The 14,254-nt window shown below is 57.4% G+C and carries 12 protein-coding genes; 8 read left to right on the forward strand and 4 right to left on the reverse strand.

Annotated elements, in window-relative coordinates; translation table 11 throughout:
* The first annotated feature begins 120 nt into the window (after positions 1-120).
* Positions 121-948, forward strand: a complete 828-nt coding sequence (locus ACPOL_RS17660) for a helix-turn-helix domain-containing protein (RefSeq protein ID WP_114208228.1) — start codon at positions 121-123, stop codon at positions 946-948.
* A gap of 38 nt (positions 949-986) precedes the next feature.
* Here the strand turns inward: ACPOL_RS17660 and ACPOL_RS17665 are convergent, their stop codons facing one another.
* Complete coding sequence (locus tag ACPOL_RS17665; protein ID WP_114208229.1) at positions 987-1,808, reverse strand: zinc ribbon domain-containing protein; 822 nt, start codon at positions 1,806-1,808, stop codon at positions 987-989.
* A 140-nt stretch (positions 1,809-1,948) separates the two neighbouring features.
* On the opposite strand from ACPOL_RS17665, the gene ACPOL_RS17670 reads away from it, so the two are divergent.
* The gene (locus ACPOL_RS17670; RefSeq protein WP_114208230.1) at positions 1,949-3,592 is read left to right on the forward strand and encodes a DHA2 family efflux MFS transporter permease subunit; all 1,644 of its coding nucleotides are present in this window, start codon (positions 1,949-1,951) and stop codon (positions 3,590-3,592) included.
* Positions 3,593-3,703: 111 nt separating this feature from the next.
* Positions 3,704-3,937, forward strand: a complete 234-nt coding sequence (locus ACPOL_RS17675; protein ID WP_114208231.1) for a hypothetical protein — start codon at positions 3,704-3,706, stop codon at positions 3,935-3,937.
* A gap of 257 nt (positions 3,938-4,194) precedes the next feature.
* On the opposite strand, the gene ACPOL_RS17680 is transcribed toward ACPOL_RS17675, so the two are convergent.
* Positions 4,195-4,422, reverse strand: a complete 228-nt coding sequence (locus ACPOL_RS17680; RefSeq protein ID WP_114208232.1) for a hypothetical protein — start codon at positions 4,420-4,422, stop codon at positions 4,195-4,197.
* A gap of 216 nt (positions 4,423-4,638) precedes the next feature.
* Between ACPOL_RS17680 and ACPOL_RS17685 the strand changes: the two genes are divergently transcribed.
* Positions 4,639-5,058, forward strand: coding sequence for a TM2 domain-containing protein (locus tag ACPOL_RS17685; RefSeq protein WP_236656851.1), 420 nt, complete (start codon positions 4,639-4,641; stop codon positions 5,056-5,058).
* A 185-nt stretch (positions 5,059-5,243) separates the two neighbouring features.
* Here ACPOL_RS17685 and ACPOL_RS17690 read toward each other — a convergent pair whose 3' ends face one another.
* Together ACPOL_RS17690 and ACPOL_RS17700 are read right to left on the reverse strand one after the other, a co-directional pair.
* Positions 5,244-6,206, reverse strand: coding sequence for a hypothetical protein (locus ACPOL_RS17690; protein ID WP_114208233.1), 963 nt, complete (start codon positions 6,204-6,206; stop codon positions 5,244-5,246).
* Positions 6,207-7,372: 1,166 nt separating this feature from the next.
* The gene (locus ACPOL_RS17700) at positions 7,373-8,110 is read right to left on the reverse strand and encodes an SDR family oxidoreductase (RefSeq protein WP_114208235.1); all 738 of its coding nucleotides are present in this window, start codon (positions 8,108-8,110) and stop codon (positions 7,373-7,375) included.
* Positions 8,111-8,460: 350 nt separating this feature from the next.
* Here ACPOL_RS17700 and ACPOL_RS17705 point away from each other — a divergent pair, with 350 nt between their 5' ends.
* From ACPOL_RS17705 to mrdA, 4 genes are all read left to right on the forward strand, one after another.
* Positions 8,461-9,522 (forward strand): rod shape-determining protein, encoded by a 1,062-nt coding sequence (locus ACPOL_RS17705; protein WP_114208236.1) that lies wholly within the window; start codon positions 8,461-8,463, stop codon positions 9,520-9,522.
* Between the two features lie 170 nt (positions 9,523-9,692).
* The gene (gene mreC, locus ACPOL_RS17710) at positions 9,693-11,648 is read left to right on the forward strand and encodes a rod shape-determining protein MreC (RefSeq protein ID WP_114208237.1); all 1,956 of its coding nucleotides are present in this window, start codon (positions 9,693-9,695) and stop codon (positions 11,646-11,648) included.
* A gap of 2 nt (positions 11,649-11,650) precedes the next feature.
* A complete protein-coding gene (mreD, locus tag ACPOL_RS17715; RefSeq protein ID WP_114208238.1) occupies positions 11,651-12,172 on the forward strand; it encodes a rod shape-determining protein MreD in 522 nt (173 codons plus the stop codon).
* 54 nt (positions 12,173-12,226) lie between these two features.
* Entirely contained in the window at positions 12,227-14,251 is a 2,025-nt protein-coding gene (mrdA, locus tag ACPOL_RS17720) for a penicillin-binding protein 2 (protein WP_114208239.1), read from the forward strand.
* The last annotated feature ends 3 nt before the right edge of the window (positions 14,252-14,254 follow it).

Consider the following 14,254-nt stretch of genomic DNA (forward strand, 5'->3'; position numbering starts at 1 on the left):
TTTGGTCGAACGAAATGATAGAAGATGCTACATTTGGTTTGACCTGAACAGAATAGATTTTAGCTGGAGCAACAAAATAGAGATGGCAGCCATCTCACTAACTCAGAGGTGAGGAGCGACATGGAAACGATCAATGAGTCGGAAATAGAGGCGAGCGAGCAGACGGTTAGCCCTGTGGCCAAGGTATTAGGCCCAAAAACACAGATCGATCCAGAGAGCGCTGAGGCTTTTATCGCTGAAAAGCACATTGGAGAACGGATCAAGAGGCTGCGGTTGAAAAAATCAATGGGGTTGGTTGAGTTGGGACGGCATACTGGCCTTTCGGCCAGCTTTCTCTCGCAACTAGAGACCGGGAGGGTGGTGCCCACCCTACGGAATCTTGCCCGAATTGCCATGGTGTTCAGCAAAGACCTCTCCTACTTTTTCGAGACCGAGCCGAATACTCTCTTTCGGGTGCACAAGAAGAAGGAGCGCGTTCGCTTGCCGCAGACCGGGGTCGACGACCCTACTTATTACTTCGAGAGTCTGGGATACATGGTACCCGACCGCCAACTCGACCCCTACTATGCAGAGTTCATTCCACTGAAGAAAAATATGGAGGTCCGTCCTCATGTGCATCCGGGATATGAATTCCTGTACATGCTTGAGGGTGAATTAGAGATCCGCCACGCCGATAAAGTCCACATTGTCGAAGCCGGGGATGGCGTCTACTTCGATGCGAGTACTCCGCATGCCTATCGATGCGCCGGCAAAATCCCAGCCGTGGCGATCATCGTTACGATGCATCAGCAGGCAAGTTCCCAGCCAGCTATGAATCTGCGGCCAATGGGCGCAATGTTAGGGGCCCGTACTCCGCAAAGCGGGACTTCAGCCAGGCCGACCATCAACGCACAGCGGGCGGTAACTCAATCCAATGGTCTTAGCGTTCCACCGCAGGCCACCAGCTAGGAATCTGCGTAGGAAGTGGCTGACAGAGCTGCCGCACGCTATTCAGAGGCGGAGATCGGCGACTCTGAGGCCACTTCGACCGGCTCGACGGGCGCCTTTGTTTTTGGCGTCCGTTTTTTCTTGACCGGGGTGACCGGGGGCGGTGGCGGTGGTTCCAGAGAGATGTCGAAATACAGCAACCGGCCGCAGCTCTCGCAGGTGAGAAGCTGTCCGCTCCGTACTTGATTCCAGATTTGCGGGCGCAGGTACATCTGACAAGCAAGGCAGCGCTGGCCCTGAACTCTGGCTAATCCGGTCTTCCGCGAAGAGGACGACACGCGATCATAGGTGACCAGGATGGAAGAGTCGATCTTCTTTCTGTGCTGCTCGCGTTCGACTCGGAGGACATTCAGCTTGGCCTGCTGTTCGGCAGTGGCCGCGTTCGCGAGGTTCTTTTCCTGCTCGATGAGGCTATTCTGTTCCGCTAATGCAGTGGTCGCATCGCGCTTGGTCGCCTGAAGCGACTCGATTCGCTCCATAATTTGAATCTGCTGGTCTTCGATCTTTTTGATCTCGGCCTCAGCGAAATCGATTTCATGCTGGAGGGCACGAAATTCATCATTGGTCTTGACGCTGCTGCTCTGTCCTCGGTATTTGAGCACCTTCTGCTGAACGTCTTTGAGATCACTATCCAGCCGGCGGCGACGGGCTTCTTCTGCCGCGATCGCTTTCTCAGCTTGCTCGAGTGAGACTCGATGGCTCTTGAGTCGTTCTTCTAGGGAAGCGAGATGCTTCGGCAGTTCTGCGATGGAATGAAGCAGTTGAGCAATCTGCTCATCGACTGTTTGCAGGCGGATTAAGTGTTCGAGTCCAGCATCCATGCGGTGTACTTAGTTTAACATGCGGGTGTCGCCTTCGATCGAAGAGTTGCTCCGCCAAGCAGCATTATCTCAAGCAGCATAAGCTTAGGAGCCAACCCCCAAAAGCGGCTCTGCACAGTTTGGTCGATGAGCAACCTTCTATGAGCACGGTGGTCGAAGCACCTTCGCAAGCGGCACTCCAGGCGATCGACGCTGCATGGAAGCCAAGAAACAATCCCTGGCTGATTGCCATCACTGTGACCTTGGCGACCTTCATGGAGGTGCTCGACACCTCTATCGCCAACGTCGCACTGCCTCATATTGCCGGGGGTCTAGGGGCTTCACAGGATGAAGCTACGTGGGTGTTGACCTCCTACCTGGTTTCGAACGCGATCATCCTGCCGGCAAGCGCTTATCTCACCTCGTTCGTGGGCCGCAAGCGCTTTTACATGTGGTGTGTGGTGCTCTTCGGGATCAGTTCGGCTTTGTGCGGCCTGGCTCCGTCGCTGCCACTCTTGATATTGTTTCGTGTCCTCCAAGGGGTGGGGGGTGGAGGACTTGCGCCGAGCGAACAGGCGATTCTGGCCGATACCTTTCCCCCGAAGCAGCGCGGACAGGCTTTTGCCGTATATGGCTTGGCGGTCGTCTTCGCCCCGGCAATCGGGCCCACCTTGGGCGGGTACATCACCGACAACTTCGACTGGAGATGGATTTTCTTCATCAATGTGCCGGTGGCGCTGTTGTCCCTGTTCTTGACCCAGAGGATGGTCGAGGACCCTCCGCATATCCAACGCGAAGTGGCGGCGATGCGGAAGCGAGGGCTCAATCTCGACTATCTTGGCTTCGGCCTGCTGGCTATCGGCTTCGGCTCGCTTGAATTCGTGTTGGACAAAGGACAGGAAGACGATTGGTTCGGCTCCCGCCTCATCACGGTGTTCATCTCGATCTGCGTGGTCTCGTTGATCGCATTGATCGCTTGGGAGATTCGACAGATCCGGAGGAGTCATCGTCCAATCCTCGATCTCACCCTGTTTCGAAACCGGACCTTTGCCATCTCATTCCTGCTGATGTTTGTGCTGGGATTCGCACTCTTCGGGACCACCGTCTTGATCCCGCAGTTCGTACAGACGTTGCTGGGATATACGGCGGAGCAGGCAGGGCTGGTGATCTCACCCGGCGGCTTCACGGTAATGCTGATGATGCCTCTGGTAGGCTTCCTTGTTGGCCGGGTCGACCCTCGCTACCTGATCGCGTACGGGTTCGCGAGCACAGCGGCGGCGCTGGCCTTCATGCACACGTTGAATCTTGGCGTGAGCTACCAGTACATCGCCATGCTGCGGGTGCTGCAGGCCTCGGGGTTGGCTTTCCTCTTTGTACCCATCAACACCATCTCGTACACCGACATTCCCAGACAGAAGAACAACGATGTCTCCGGGCTGACCAACCTGGCGCGCAACATTGGCGGCAGCGTAGGAACGTCGTTCCTGGTGACCTGGCTGGCGCGGAGGGGACAATTTCATCAGCAGCGCCTCGGCTCGCATATGGACGTCAACTCGCTTACCATGCAGCAACGGACTGCGGCCATGGCGAACTACTTGCTTCATGCGCCCGGTGGACCAGCTACTTTCGCGCAGGCAAAGGGATTGGCGCAAGGCAATATGTACCGGCAGCTGCTGCGGCAGAGTTCAATGTTGTCTTACCTCGACGTCATCACCGTCCTGGCCTTAGGCAGCGTTTGTATGGTGCCGCTGGTTTTTCTGATGAAGAAGCGCAAGCCCAGCAAGGGCCAGATAGCGGTGCATTGATCTGCGTTCATGACGAAGTAGTAAATTTCGTGGAGCAGCGTCGCCCGACGCGGCACGTGATTTCAAATGCTGCTAGCCTTTGAGAGAAATCCCCAGAAACAGGAGAGTCGCATGGCGAACGAACCAGAAGATGATTTTGAAGATGAACCTGAAGAGGACGAAGAAGACCTCGACGATAACGAGCTTTCGAGTGAAGAAGCGGAAGAGCGATATTTGGCGATTCTGCAGTCGGCAACCGAAATAACCGCAGCCGCGGTTTCGAATGCCGGGCCGCAAGCGCTCGAGAATCCCGACCAGGTCGCGACTCTCTTCACAAAGGTCTTTGATGCGATCGTGAATTTGTAACGGTTTCGGATCCTTGCCCAGGAAGAGCGGCGGTGCCTGACCGAATCGCCTACCACGGCGGCCGGGCATCTCTCGGGCGTACCCGATCCCGATTCAATGAAGCAGTCTTCGGAGGAAGCCGTGGCATATGCCTCCGGCTTCTTCCATCTGCGGATAGCGGAAAAATTGTGATGAAGAGCATCATTCCAGGTGTGGAGTTGATGCTGTTCTTCGAAGATCCGTGGAAATGTCATCCAGGCGTTCAAGGCAAAGCGGAGTTAGGGAAGTGGAGTGCTGCGCTCCTCGGATTTAGCCTGCGCAGCCATTTTTGCCTTCGCTGCGGTCAAGACTCGGCGATAACGATCAGAGGGAGGCTCGACCAGCGAGTCCTCCAGAGCTTTGCGGTAGCCCCCCGAGTAGATGGCGTAGAGCACCACCAGCGAGCAGCCGACTCCCAGGGCGAAGCCGAAGAAGAATCCATAGAACGTGCTGGCAAAAAATTCCAAGTCCGACCTGCCTCGTCTTGTTTCGACCTGATCTTGTCAATGGTTGGCCCCGCCAGACCATACAGATGCGGGGTGGTAGTAAGGGAAGTATGCTTTCATTCTAGCCCTTGGTTCAGTCGGCCTTGTACCTCCCGAGGAACTGCGGAGTGTGCTCCTGCGTATGTTGATAGAGCAGGCTGGGCCACCGAGTGAATGCCTGGCGGAGAGACCTTAGTGATGGAACAACTTGCTACACCAGGATGGAGCGACCAACAGCGGGCAACTTTCTATTACCAGATGGCAGCCGTTCAGAAGGACGAGGTGCTTGGCGTTTTGCTGGCGGTCTTCCTTGGTAGCTTCGGATTGCACCACTTTTATCTGAAACAGAATGGCCTCGGCATCCTCTACCTGATCTTTTTCTGGACAGGTATTCCTGGGCTCATTGGATTACTCGAGGCATTCTTCATGCCTTCCCGTGTTCGTCGGTACAACGCCGACCAGGCGGCCCTGATTGTTGCCTCTCTGGGAGCCGCGAGCCCGACTTTCCATGCCGCGTCGCCCGCCGGCGCGGCTGCCGTCTGCGCTGCCTGCGGCACACCAGCCGTTCCCGGAGCAAAGTTCTGCGCCAAGTGCGGTTCGGCGGTCTTTCCCGCGTAGCCGGAGTTTCTGGCGATCCTCTTCACCTTCGCGATCGAGCCCGCGTACTCCGGGATAGTTCCCAAGCATGCATAGGGCTCAGCCGCTCGAATGAGAGGCTCAGTGGAAAGCTCTACGATTCCCTCACGAAAAGCCAGGCCATCCGAAAGGTAGGACCCATCCTCAGGTGTGATCGCAGCCTGCGCTTACATATTGGTGTGGCCGTGGCGCATTTCCTCATTGAACGCGGGCCGGGTGGCGAGCAAGGCGGCGTCAAGTTTGGCCTTAAACTCCTCGGCATGATCGAGCAGCCTGGCTGTCGGCGCCGCGTAGTCTGCGGTGAGCTTCACGTAGCCTTCGCGCTCGAGAGCGGTCACCATGCTTTTCAGCTCATCGGCGGTGGTGTTGAGGTATTGCGCGTCGCGGGGGTCGGCGACCCAAACTGGATCGCTGCCGCCAAGGACACCGGAAAGCCAGTAAATCTTCGACTTCAGGAACTCGGTTCGGATAGCGCTGTCTGTATCGGTGAAGAAAAACTTCTTCTGCCAGCGGCTGTAGTAACGCGTGGTGACCGGAACCGGCTGCCGATTACCGCTTTTGACGAGTTCCAACTGACCGTAGTCAAGGGTTTTGCGCACCGCGTTGTAGATGAAAGTCTCGGCATAGGGTTGTTCTGGAGCGGGTACGATCTCGGCGAAGGTGACCGTCATGCTGGCCGAAATCTTGGCGTGCAAGGGGGCAACAACGCCGGGCCCCGATTGTCCATCTTCGAGACGCACGACTCCATGGACGACGTAATTGTCCGAGCCAGAGGTCGAACGGTGGAAGGGCCATGCGAACTCGCCCAGGCTGATCGGCAGCCCGGCCACGGTGACATAGGCGTCAGGCCGCGGATTGCGGAGGCGGCTCGCAGACTCCTGAAGATGCAGCGTCATGGCCGGCAATAATTCCTCGCCATTCGAGCCCTTTTGATGGAAGTCGAAGCGATCGGAAAGCTCGAGCAGAAGCGAGTGCCGAGGGCTGGCGTCGGCGGTTAACGCGAGCTGAAAGCGCGCTGTGGGCTGGCCGTGGAAATCGCTGCCCGCTTCTACGGAAAGAACTTGCAGACCTGCCTGGCGGGCAGCCGCGCCTAGATCTTCGCTGAGGGATGTTTCGATGTTTGTGGTCATATTTGGAGAGTCCGCTTCTTCTTTGGAGAAATCGTAAGTGGCTTCTTCATTTTAAGCGCAGACCTTTGCTTGATCGACCTTTGCTTGATCGACCTTGGCTTGATCAGGAGAACGCTGGAACAAAGACCTCTCCGGGGTTTGGGCGGGCTTCGAATCTTGCCCGGCTTGAATCCTGGACCGGATTGCATCTTGCATGCACGGAAGCTTGGTCCATGGGGCATCGAGGAAGTGATGACCCGGCCGGTCTTAAAGAAGGGGCCTAGAACCACCTAATATCCAGGCCCTTTCCTGTTGCCGGGATGGAGGAGTCGTCAAAGGAGTTAGGCTTCCACCCAAACCCCTGCAGGGAGACGGCTTCTCACAATCCTCGCCGAGTTTTCAGGCGGGTTCTCTGATCGCAACTAATCAACGATTGAGGTGCGGCTCCATTAGCTCAATAAAATCCAGAAAGGAACCGTCGCTGCATAACCAGTGCAGCACGTTAGAAATTGAAATCATTTTTGGCAGAAAAGATGATCAATTTGGATCATGAAGTCAATTTACTCGTTGGTTCGAGTCTAGGCCCTGAAGGGCGCGGTGGACATTCCGATGCTCAAAATGACGCCGATTCTGATGTCGATTCGGGAAAGATGGAACGATGCACTCATTTGGCGTGTCAAGCGCGCACGCCGCCCGGAGGATTATGGAAACCGTGAAGAGCAGGCTGGAGCCTTCTCGAAGGAACGCAGCCCACTTTCGGGTGGGCTTTCCTTAGAGGTGATGCTGGAGAGGCGGAAATGACGTTGGAGGACCTCGAGGTTTTTTATGATGCGGCGAATGGAAGCAAGTGGAAGGCGGGACCGTGTGTGTGCTATGAAACCTCTAATGTAGGGTCAGCTTAAAGAGGGACATGCAGGTAAACCTGAGCAATTTCGCTCACCTTTGAGATATAGGTTGAACGGGATTGTTCCGAAATGAAACTGCTCACTGCAGAGTGCAAAGGCCGCGACGGCAAAAAGGCGGATAACCTGACTTGACGCCGCGGCCATAGCGTTGAGCCAACCGCAACGGCGCACGTCGCGCCTATTACGATTGACTGGCAAAAACAGGCAACTTCCGGCCCAAGAGATAGCCGCCTGCCGATCCCGGTCCAACATTAGCAGGATGATTTCTGCCGGCCGGTGTGATTACCAGGGCAGTTCTTCACCCATATGAATGAACCGGCCATTTGGTCCGTCGGCTCCGAGGAGCGCCAGCTCTACACTGGTTTTCGCGCCATCCGGAATTTCCATCGGCGCCGCATCAGTCCCCATCTCGGTTTTCACCCAACCGGGGTGAGCTGAGTTCACCTTGATCGGCGTCCCCTTTAATTCATGCGCCAGGTGGATCGTAAAGGCATTGAGCGCCGACTTTGAGGCATCGTAGGCGAAGTTCTTGAATTCGGCTATCGGGCTATTAGGGTCGGCGTGAAGGGTGAGCGATCCGAGGATGCTGGACAGGTTGACAATCCTTCCGGCCGGACTCTTCTTGAGCAGCGGCAGAAATTCCTTGGTAACCGAGAAGACGCCGAACACGTTGGTTTGAAAGACCGAAACGAGCTGCTCTTCGGGCGTCTCGATGGTTTGGGTAACTAGTCCCTCAGTTCCCGAGATTCCGGCGTTGTTGATCAGGATGTCGAGCTTGCCGAAGGTGTCGGTGACATATTTTGCTGCTGCGGCGCGGTCCTCAGCGCTGGTGACATCCAATTTCACGGGACGAGCGTCCACTCCTGCTTGTTTGAGGCTGGCTGCAGTCTGTTCCGCGTCGCTAAGTTTACGTGCGCCGACTACGACGATAATGCCATTGTCTCCGAGTTGCTTCGCGGTCTCGAAGCCGATGCCGCGATTTGCCCCGGTGATGAGGGCGACTTTCTTATCCTGTGCCATGAGTAGCTTTCTCCTGTACGCAGTAGATGACGAAGCGTAGAGGAAGGGAGCAAGGTTTCGGGGGATCTGCCCCTTTGCGGGGCACTCCGCTAAGGTCGGCCGGGTGTATTTGAAGGTTGGCCGGGGCTGTATTTCGGTTCTCCAATTGCCGCCCGGTAAGATCGACCTGACCCATCCTTGATCTCACGGCTTGATGCAGGACTCACGATTCCGGGCTGGACTGTCGGCAACCTTACGGTTCCCGTTTCGAGGGCAGATGGCGTGAACGGTGGCTTACCATGTTCCCTCCGGGGCATCAATCAGTCGCTGGCCTTACAATAGGGCTGAGTCTAAAGAAAAGTCCCTAATCCATGTCATTGAATGGTTATTCGCGTTCGTCGCGGTCGCACGGGGTGCGTTCGCTCTTCAGTCTCTTTTCGAGCGACCTGGCTATCGACCTGGGCACGGCGAACACATTGGTGTACGCCCGGGGTAAAGGCATTGTCGTCAATGAGCCCTCGATCGTCGCGATTAACAAGAATACCGGTGAGGTCGAGGCGGTCGGCAAAGAGGCCAAGGAGATGCTTGGCCGCACCCCGGGGAACATCGTCGCCATCAAGCCAATGAAAGATGGCGTCATCGCCGATTTCAAGATCACCGAAAAGATGCTGAACTACTTCATCCAGAAGGCGCACAACCGCAAGATGCTGGTGCATCCCCGCATCGTGATCGGGGTGCCTTCGGAGATCACCCAGGTGGAAAAGCGTGCCGTGGAGGACTCCGCCTACCGGGCGAAGGCGAGCGAGGTCTTTCTGGTCGAGCAGGCGATGGTGGCGGCGATTGGCGCGGGACTGCCGATTACTGAGCCAAGCGGCAACATGGTGGTCGACATTGGGGGTGGGACGACCGATATCGCGGTGATTTCCCTTTCCGGGATTGTCTACTCCAGATCGGTCAGGATGGCAGGGAACCAGATGGACGAATCCATCATGAATTACCTGAAACGGAAGTACAATTTGCTGATCGGCGAGCGTACCGCGGAACAGATCAAGATCGAGATCGGATCGGCCTATCCCCTGGACAAGCCGCTCACCATGGAGATCAAGGGCCGCAATCTGATCGAGGGTGTGCCGAAGACGATCACCATCGACGATAGCGAGATCCGGGAGTCGTTGACTGAGTGCATCTCGACCATCTTGAATGCAATCCGGGTGGCGCTCGAGCGCACCCCTCCGGAGTTGAGCGCCGACATTAGCGACCGGGGCATCGTGCTGACCGGTGGTGGCGCGCTCATTAAGAATCTGGACAAGCGCATTCGCGAAGAAACTGGATTGCCGGTCTCGATCGCCGATGATCCTCTGGCCAGCGTCGTGCTGGGTACGGGAAAGATGCTGAGCGACTTTAGTTTGCTGCGAAAAATCAAGATCGATTAGGAAATGGCAACGACTAGGAAATGGGAATAGGAGGTTAGGAACTAGGAAAGCGGATCGAAATGCCTCTTCACGCGGTGCAGCTCCGCGACTTTCTGTAAAGTGATCGAAGGTTTGAACGCGGAGAATCGATCTGTTCGGCACTGGTTCTCGATCCCTGGTTCCTGCATCATATGGAATCCATTTTCAGCCGCTATAAGAATGCCCTGGTGCTGATGCTGGCAGTCCTGGCGCAGGTAGTTCTGCTGGCCATGCAGGTCCGGCGTCCGGCGCCCGACATGCCCGACGGCCATAACGTCCGACTCTGGCGCTATTGGGTAGCGAGTGTGATCACCCCGCCCGAACGGCTGGTGCACGACATCGGTTTGGGGGTGCGCAACACCTGGTCCAATTACATTTACCTGCGCAACCTGCGACAGCAAAATGAAGCTCTTCAGGATGAGAACCAGCGGCTGCGACTGGAGCAGGCCAGCCTGGCTGAGGATGCTCGCGAAGGGCAACAACTCCGGGAGATGCTCGACTTCAAAGGCCGGTACATCGACAAGACCCTGCCTGCGCAGGTCATTGGAACTTCGGGAACCGATCAGGCGCACGTGATTTACATCGATAAAGGTTTCAACGATGGGGTGCGAACGCAGATGCCGGTGATCACTCCCGATGGCGTGGTTGGGAAGGTCAAGAACGTCTTCCCGGGCACCGCACAGGTGCTGCTGATCTCGGACCAGACGAGCGGCGCCGGCGTGATGTTGGAGGCGACGCGAATACGCGGAGTTCTCAAGGGAGATGCTTCCGGGCAGCCGCAGGTCATCAATATTTCCCCCGACGAACGGATCAAGCCTGGAGAAGCAGTACTGACCAGCGGCGGCGATCAGGTCTATCCGCCTGGATTGCCGGTGGGCGTAGTCGACCGGGTTGTGGCCGATCCCGAAACTTCGTATGTCAATGTCATTGTCAAGCCGGATGCCAACCTGGCCAAGCTGGAACAGGTGCTCGTTATCACTGAAGTCTCGTCTAAAATGCCCTTTCCTCAAGAGAAGGACCTGATGCAGAGCGAGATCGATGCGCTCGCCGAGAAGCAGCGCGCAGCGGACATTCTTTCCGAGAAGCTGCCCAGCCTGCGAGACACGACGCTGCCAATCTCGGTCGAAACCGCAGACGCCGATAACCCTGCGGCGACTGCGGGAGCCGGAGATCCTGCGCGCCCCATGCGGCCACCGCAAGCTTTACGTCCGGATCGCTACACACCCGGAGCGGCGCCTGCGGCGGAGAGCTTGACGCCAGGAGCCGCGCCCCCCGGACTGCATCGTGACATCTCGACCCAGGCGAGCACTTCCACCCCGGCAAGGACGCTCAGGACGACGGATGCTGGGGCTATTGGCGGCGCGACCAGGGCGGCTGTACCGCTGAATAGATTTCCAGCCAAAGTGGCTCCAGTGACGACCGCCAGCGCTGGAACCTCGACCGTCACCGGATCCGCGGCGATTAGCGGAGCGAACTCGGCGGCGAAAACGACGGCGAGCGCGGGCAGCAGCAGCGTCAGTGCAACTTCTCCCGCGAAATCACTGGCGCGAACGCCGGCAAGTGTCAGCTCTGGTCTTGTACTGCCCCTGCAGCCCGCCGATTCAAATGCGAGCCGAAGGCCAGCGGCGACCAGTCTCACTACAAATGCTGATGGTACCGCTGTCCGGCCAGCAAGGACCTCTGCCGCCGGCAGCGTGGCCGCCCCGCTTCCGGCGGGAACTGTCGGCAGCACTTCGAACCCAGCTTCAGGAACCGGCCGAACTACTCCAGCGGGGACTGCAAGTTCAGCTGCGGGAGCTCCGGCAGGCACGTCGTCCGGAATAAACCGTACCACTCCAAATTCGGCTTCGGGCACCCCGCCAGCTCGGAGGATTGTGATCCCTTCCGACAATGGTGCCGGCATTCTTACGCCTGCTGGAATGGGTTCGATCATCGCCCCGCGACCCAGGGTCGCAGCTTCTGCTACGAGTGTGCCGAGCGCGGGCGGCTCTCCGATCAACCCGGCCAACGCTACGCGTCCGGCTAACGCCACCAGGCCTTCGACTTCCACGAGCCCAGGAACCAGGCCGCAGACTTCGCCGCAACAAGCTCCTCCTGGAGGGCGTTAGAGTTGCCGAATTTGACGGCCACTTCCAGGCGAGAAGTTGAGGAGCAATCTTACCCGCTCTTCCTGTACCTGCTGGTGCCGCTGCTGGCGATTGGTTTGCAGTCGTTTATCACCCTTCATTTCGCTCGCTTTGCCATTCTTGATCTGCCGCTGCTGGTCACGATTTACTTTGCAATCACCACCCGGAATCCGATCGCTGCGACCCTAACCGGTACCTTGATTGGCGTCGCCCAGGATGCTTTGACTCACCGTCCCATCGGGGTAAACGGCATCGCGAAGGCCATCATCGGCTACTTGGCCGCGTCCCTCGGGGTGCGGGTTGACACGGAGAACCATGCCACCCGGCTGTTGCTGGGATTCATCTTTACCGTGATTCATAGCGCCATTTTCCTGCTGACCACCCATCGCCTCCTGGGTCTTGAGGTCGACTGGAGCTGGTTGCACGAGTTGATCCGGGGGGTGGTGAATGCGCTTGTCGCCGTGGTTCTGTTTGCCCTGCTGGATCGCGCGAAGCGGCGGGATTAACGTTGTATATAGATACAGGAATGTGGGACTGGGCGGATCCCAGGGGATTGTGCGATGCAGAACCCAGATGCTTTGAACAATAAAGACGAGAAACCGGCAATCAAGCTGACAGTCGTTCAGTACTTGATCGTGGGCATCCTTGCGGTGCTGCTTTCCGGGCTATGGCGCCTGCAGATCCTCGGCGCCAATAATTATCGTGCACTGGCAGAGCAGAACCGCATACGCAAGGTGCCGATCCTGGCGCCTCGGGGCAAACTCTTCGATCGGGAAGGACGATTGATCGTCGACAATTATCCCTCGGTGTCCTGCTTCCTCATTCGGGAGCAGGGTCATGACATCGCTCCCGACTTGCCGCTGATCGCCCGCGGTCTGCATATGACCGAGGAGCAGTTAGACGCAATCCTCAAGCATTACCGGCTGGCGCCGAAGTATCAGCCGCTTCCGCTAAAGCAAGACATTACTCCGGACGAAGTGGAATTCATCGAGGCTCACCGGGATGAATTTCCCGAGCTTGAAACCGTCGACGAGCAGCGCAGGCTTTATCCCCGGGACGGCTTTGCGGCCCATCTGATCGGCTACGTCGGGGAGGTGAGCGAAGACATGCTCAACGACCCGAAGTATGCCTACTATGAGCCGGGCGATGTCGTGGGCAAGTCAGGAATCGAACAGAGTTACGACCAGTTGTTGCGAGGCGCTGATGGCTCGCGAGATGTCGTCGTGGATAGTCACGGTCGCGAGGTAGGGAGGTTGGGGACGGAACCCGCCAAGCCCGGGACGAGCCTGAAGCTGACCATCGATCTCGACATTCAGAAAGCGGCGGAACTAGCGCTTGGCGACCGGAATGGAGCCATGATCGCCATGGATCCGCATACCGGCGAGATCCTGGCTCTGGTCAGCCGCCCAACCTTCGACCCCAACGAATTCTCCGTCCGTATTCGGCGAGACGAGTGGAACAAGCTGATCACCGACCCGAATCATCCGCTGCTCGATAAGGCAATTCAGGCCCAGCTTGCGCCGGGATCGACCTTCAAGATCATCATGGCGGCCGCCGGTTTGCAGGCTGGCGTAGCCGAGGACATGAAGGTCCATTGCCCGGGCGGCGCCAGTTTCTATGGCCACTATTTCAAATGCTGGCAAAAGGGTGGTCATGGCGAGGTGAACATCAGCAAGGCGATCTACCAGTCATGCGACGTGTTTTTCTACACGCTCGCTCAAAAGCTGGGGATCGACAAGATTGCCTACTTTGCGCAGCACTTTGGCATCGGCTCAAAGACTGGGATTGACCTGCCCGGCGAAGTTTCAGGGACGATGCCCTCGACCGAATGGAAGATGAAAAACTACCATCAGAAGTGGTATGCGGGTGAGGTGATTTCGGTAGGTATCGGGCAAGGAGCAGTGACCGCAACGCCCGTCCAGATGGCGCGCGCAATCGCCGGAATTACTTCAGGTGGAGTGCTTCGCCGGCCACACCTGGTTTTTCCCGATGAAGTTGCACCAGACTACCGGCAGGCGATGTTGGACTCCTATCCGGGCAGCGGCGATTCGGAACTGAAGATCGATCCGGAAAATTGGCAGATCATCACCGATGCCATGGCCCAGGTGATGTCTCCGGGGGGCACCGATCCGAGCGCGCATCTGGAAGGCATCGATTTCGCCGGAAAGACAGGAAGCGCCCAGGTAGCCAGCAATGCCTTTCTGGCTCGAACCGGGAAGACCCATGTCATGAAGGACAACGCCTGGTTCGTGGGAGTATCACCACGCCGGAATCCGGATATCGTCGTCTGTACGCTGATGGAGTCGGGAGAACATGGGCGTTTTGCAGGCCGACTGGCAGCCCAGGTGATCGCCGCCTTTGTTGATAAGCAGCGGCGGCTGGATAACAACCTGCAAGAGGCAAAGAAAGCGACACCGGTTGAAGTCGGAGCGATCTGGTCGAACCCGAAGCCTGGAGCTTCACCGGGAACGATTGAGGCCAGTGAACTGCATGGCGGTCACTTCTTCTTAAACTCCGATTCCGCCGGCCACCCCTCGGCCTCCAGCCTTGCAGCCTTCACGCCGTTGGCTGCAGGCAGAAGGTAGGCG

This window comes from Acidisarcina polymorpha (genome assembly GCF_003330725.1).
GTDB lineage: Bacteria > Acidobacteriota > Terriglobia > Terriglobales > Acidobacteriaceae > Acidisarcina > Acidisarcina polymorpha.

Bases quoted from the DNA above. Each gene is read 5' to 3' on its own strand.
- ACPOL_RS17690 (WP_114208233.1), bottom strand. From the start codon at position 6,206: ATGACCACAAACATCGAAACATCCCTCAGCGAAGATCTAGGCGCGGCT.
- ACPOL_RS17665 (WP_114208229.1), bottom strand. From the start codon at position 1,808: ATGGATGCTGGACTCGAACACTTAATCCGCCTGCAAACAGTCGATGAG.
- ACPOL_RS17670 (WP_114208230.1), top strand. From the start codon at position 1,949: ATGAGCACGGTGGTCGAAGCACCTTCGCAAGCGGCACTCCAGGCGATC.
- ACPOL_RS17705 (WP_114208236.1), top strand. From the start codon at position 8,461: ATGTCATTGAATGGTTATTCGCGTTCGTCGCGGTCGCACGGGGTGCGT.
- ACPOL_RS17660 (WP_114208228.1), top strand. From the start codon at position 121: ATGGAAACGATCAATGAGTCGGAAATAGAGGCGAGCGAGCAGACGGTT.
- ACPOL_RS17675 (WP_114208231.1), top strand. From the start codon at position 3,704: ATGGCGAACGAACCAGAAGATGATTTTGAAGATGAACCTGAAGAGGAC.
- ACPOL_RS17700 (WP_114208235.1), bottom strand. From the start codon at position 8,110: ATGGCACAGGATAAGAAAGTCGCCCTCATCACCGGGGCAAATCGCGGC.
- mrdA (WP_114208239.1), top strand. From the start codon at position 12,227: ATGCAGAACCCAGATGCTTTGAACAATAAAGACGAGAAACCGGCAATC.
- mreC (WP_114208237.1), top strand. From the start codon at position 9,693: ATGGAATCCATTTTCAGCCGCTATAAGAATGCCCTGGTGCTGATGCTG.
- ACPOL_RS17685 (WP_236656851.1), top strand. From the start codon at position 4,639: ATGGAACAACTTGCTACACCAGGATGGAGCGACCAACAGCGGGCAACT.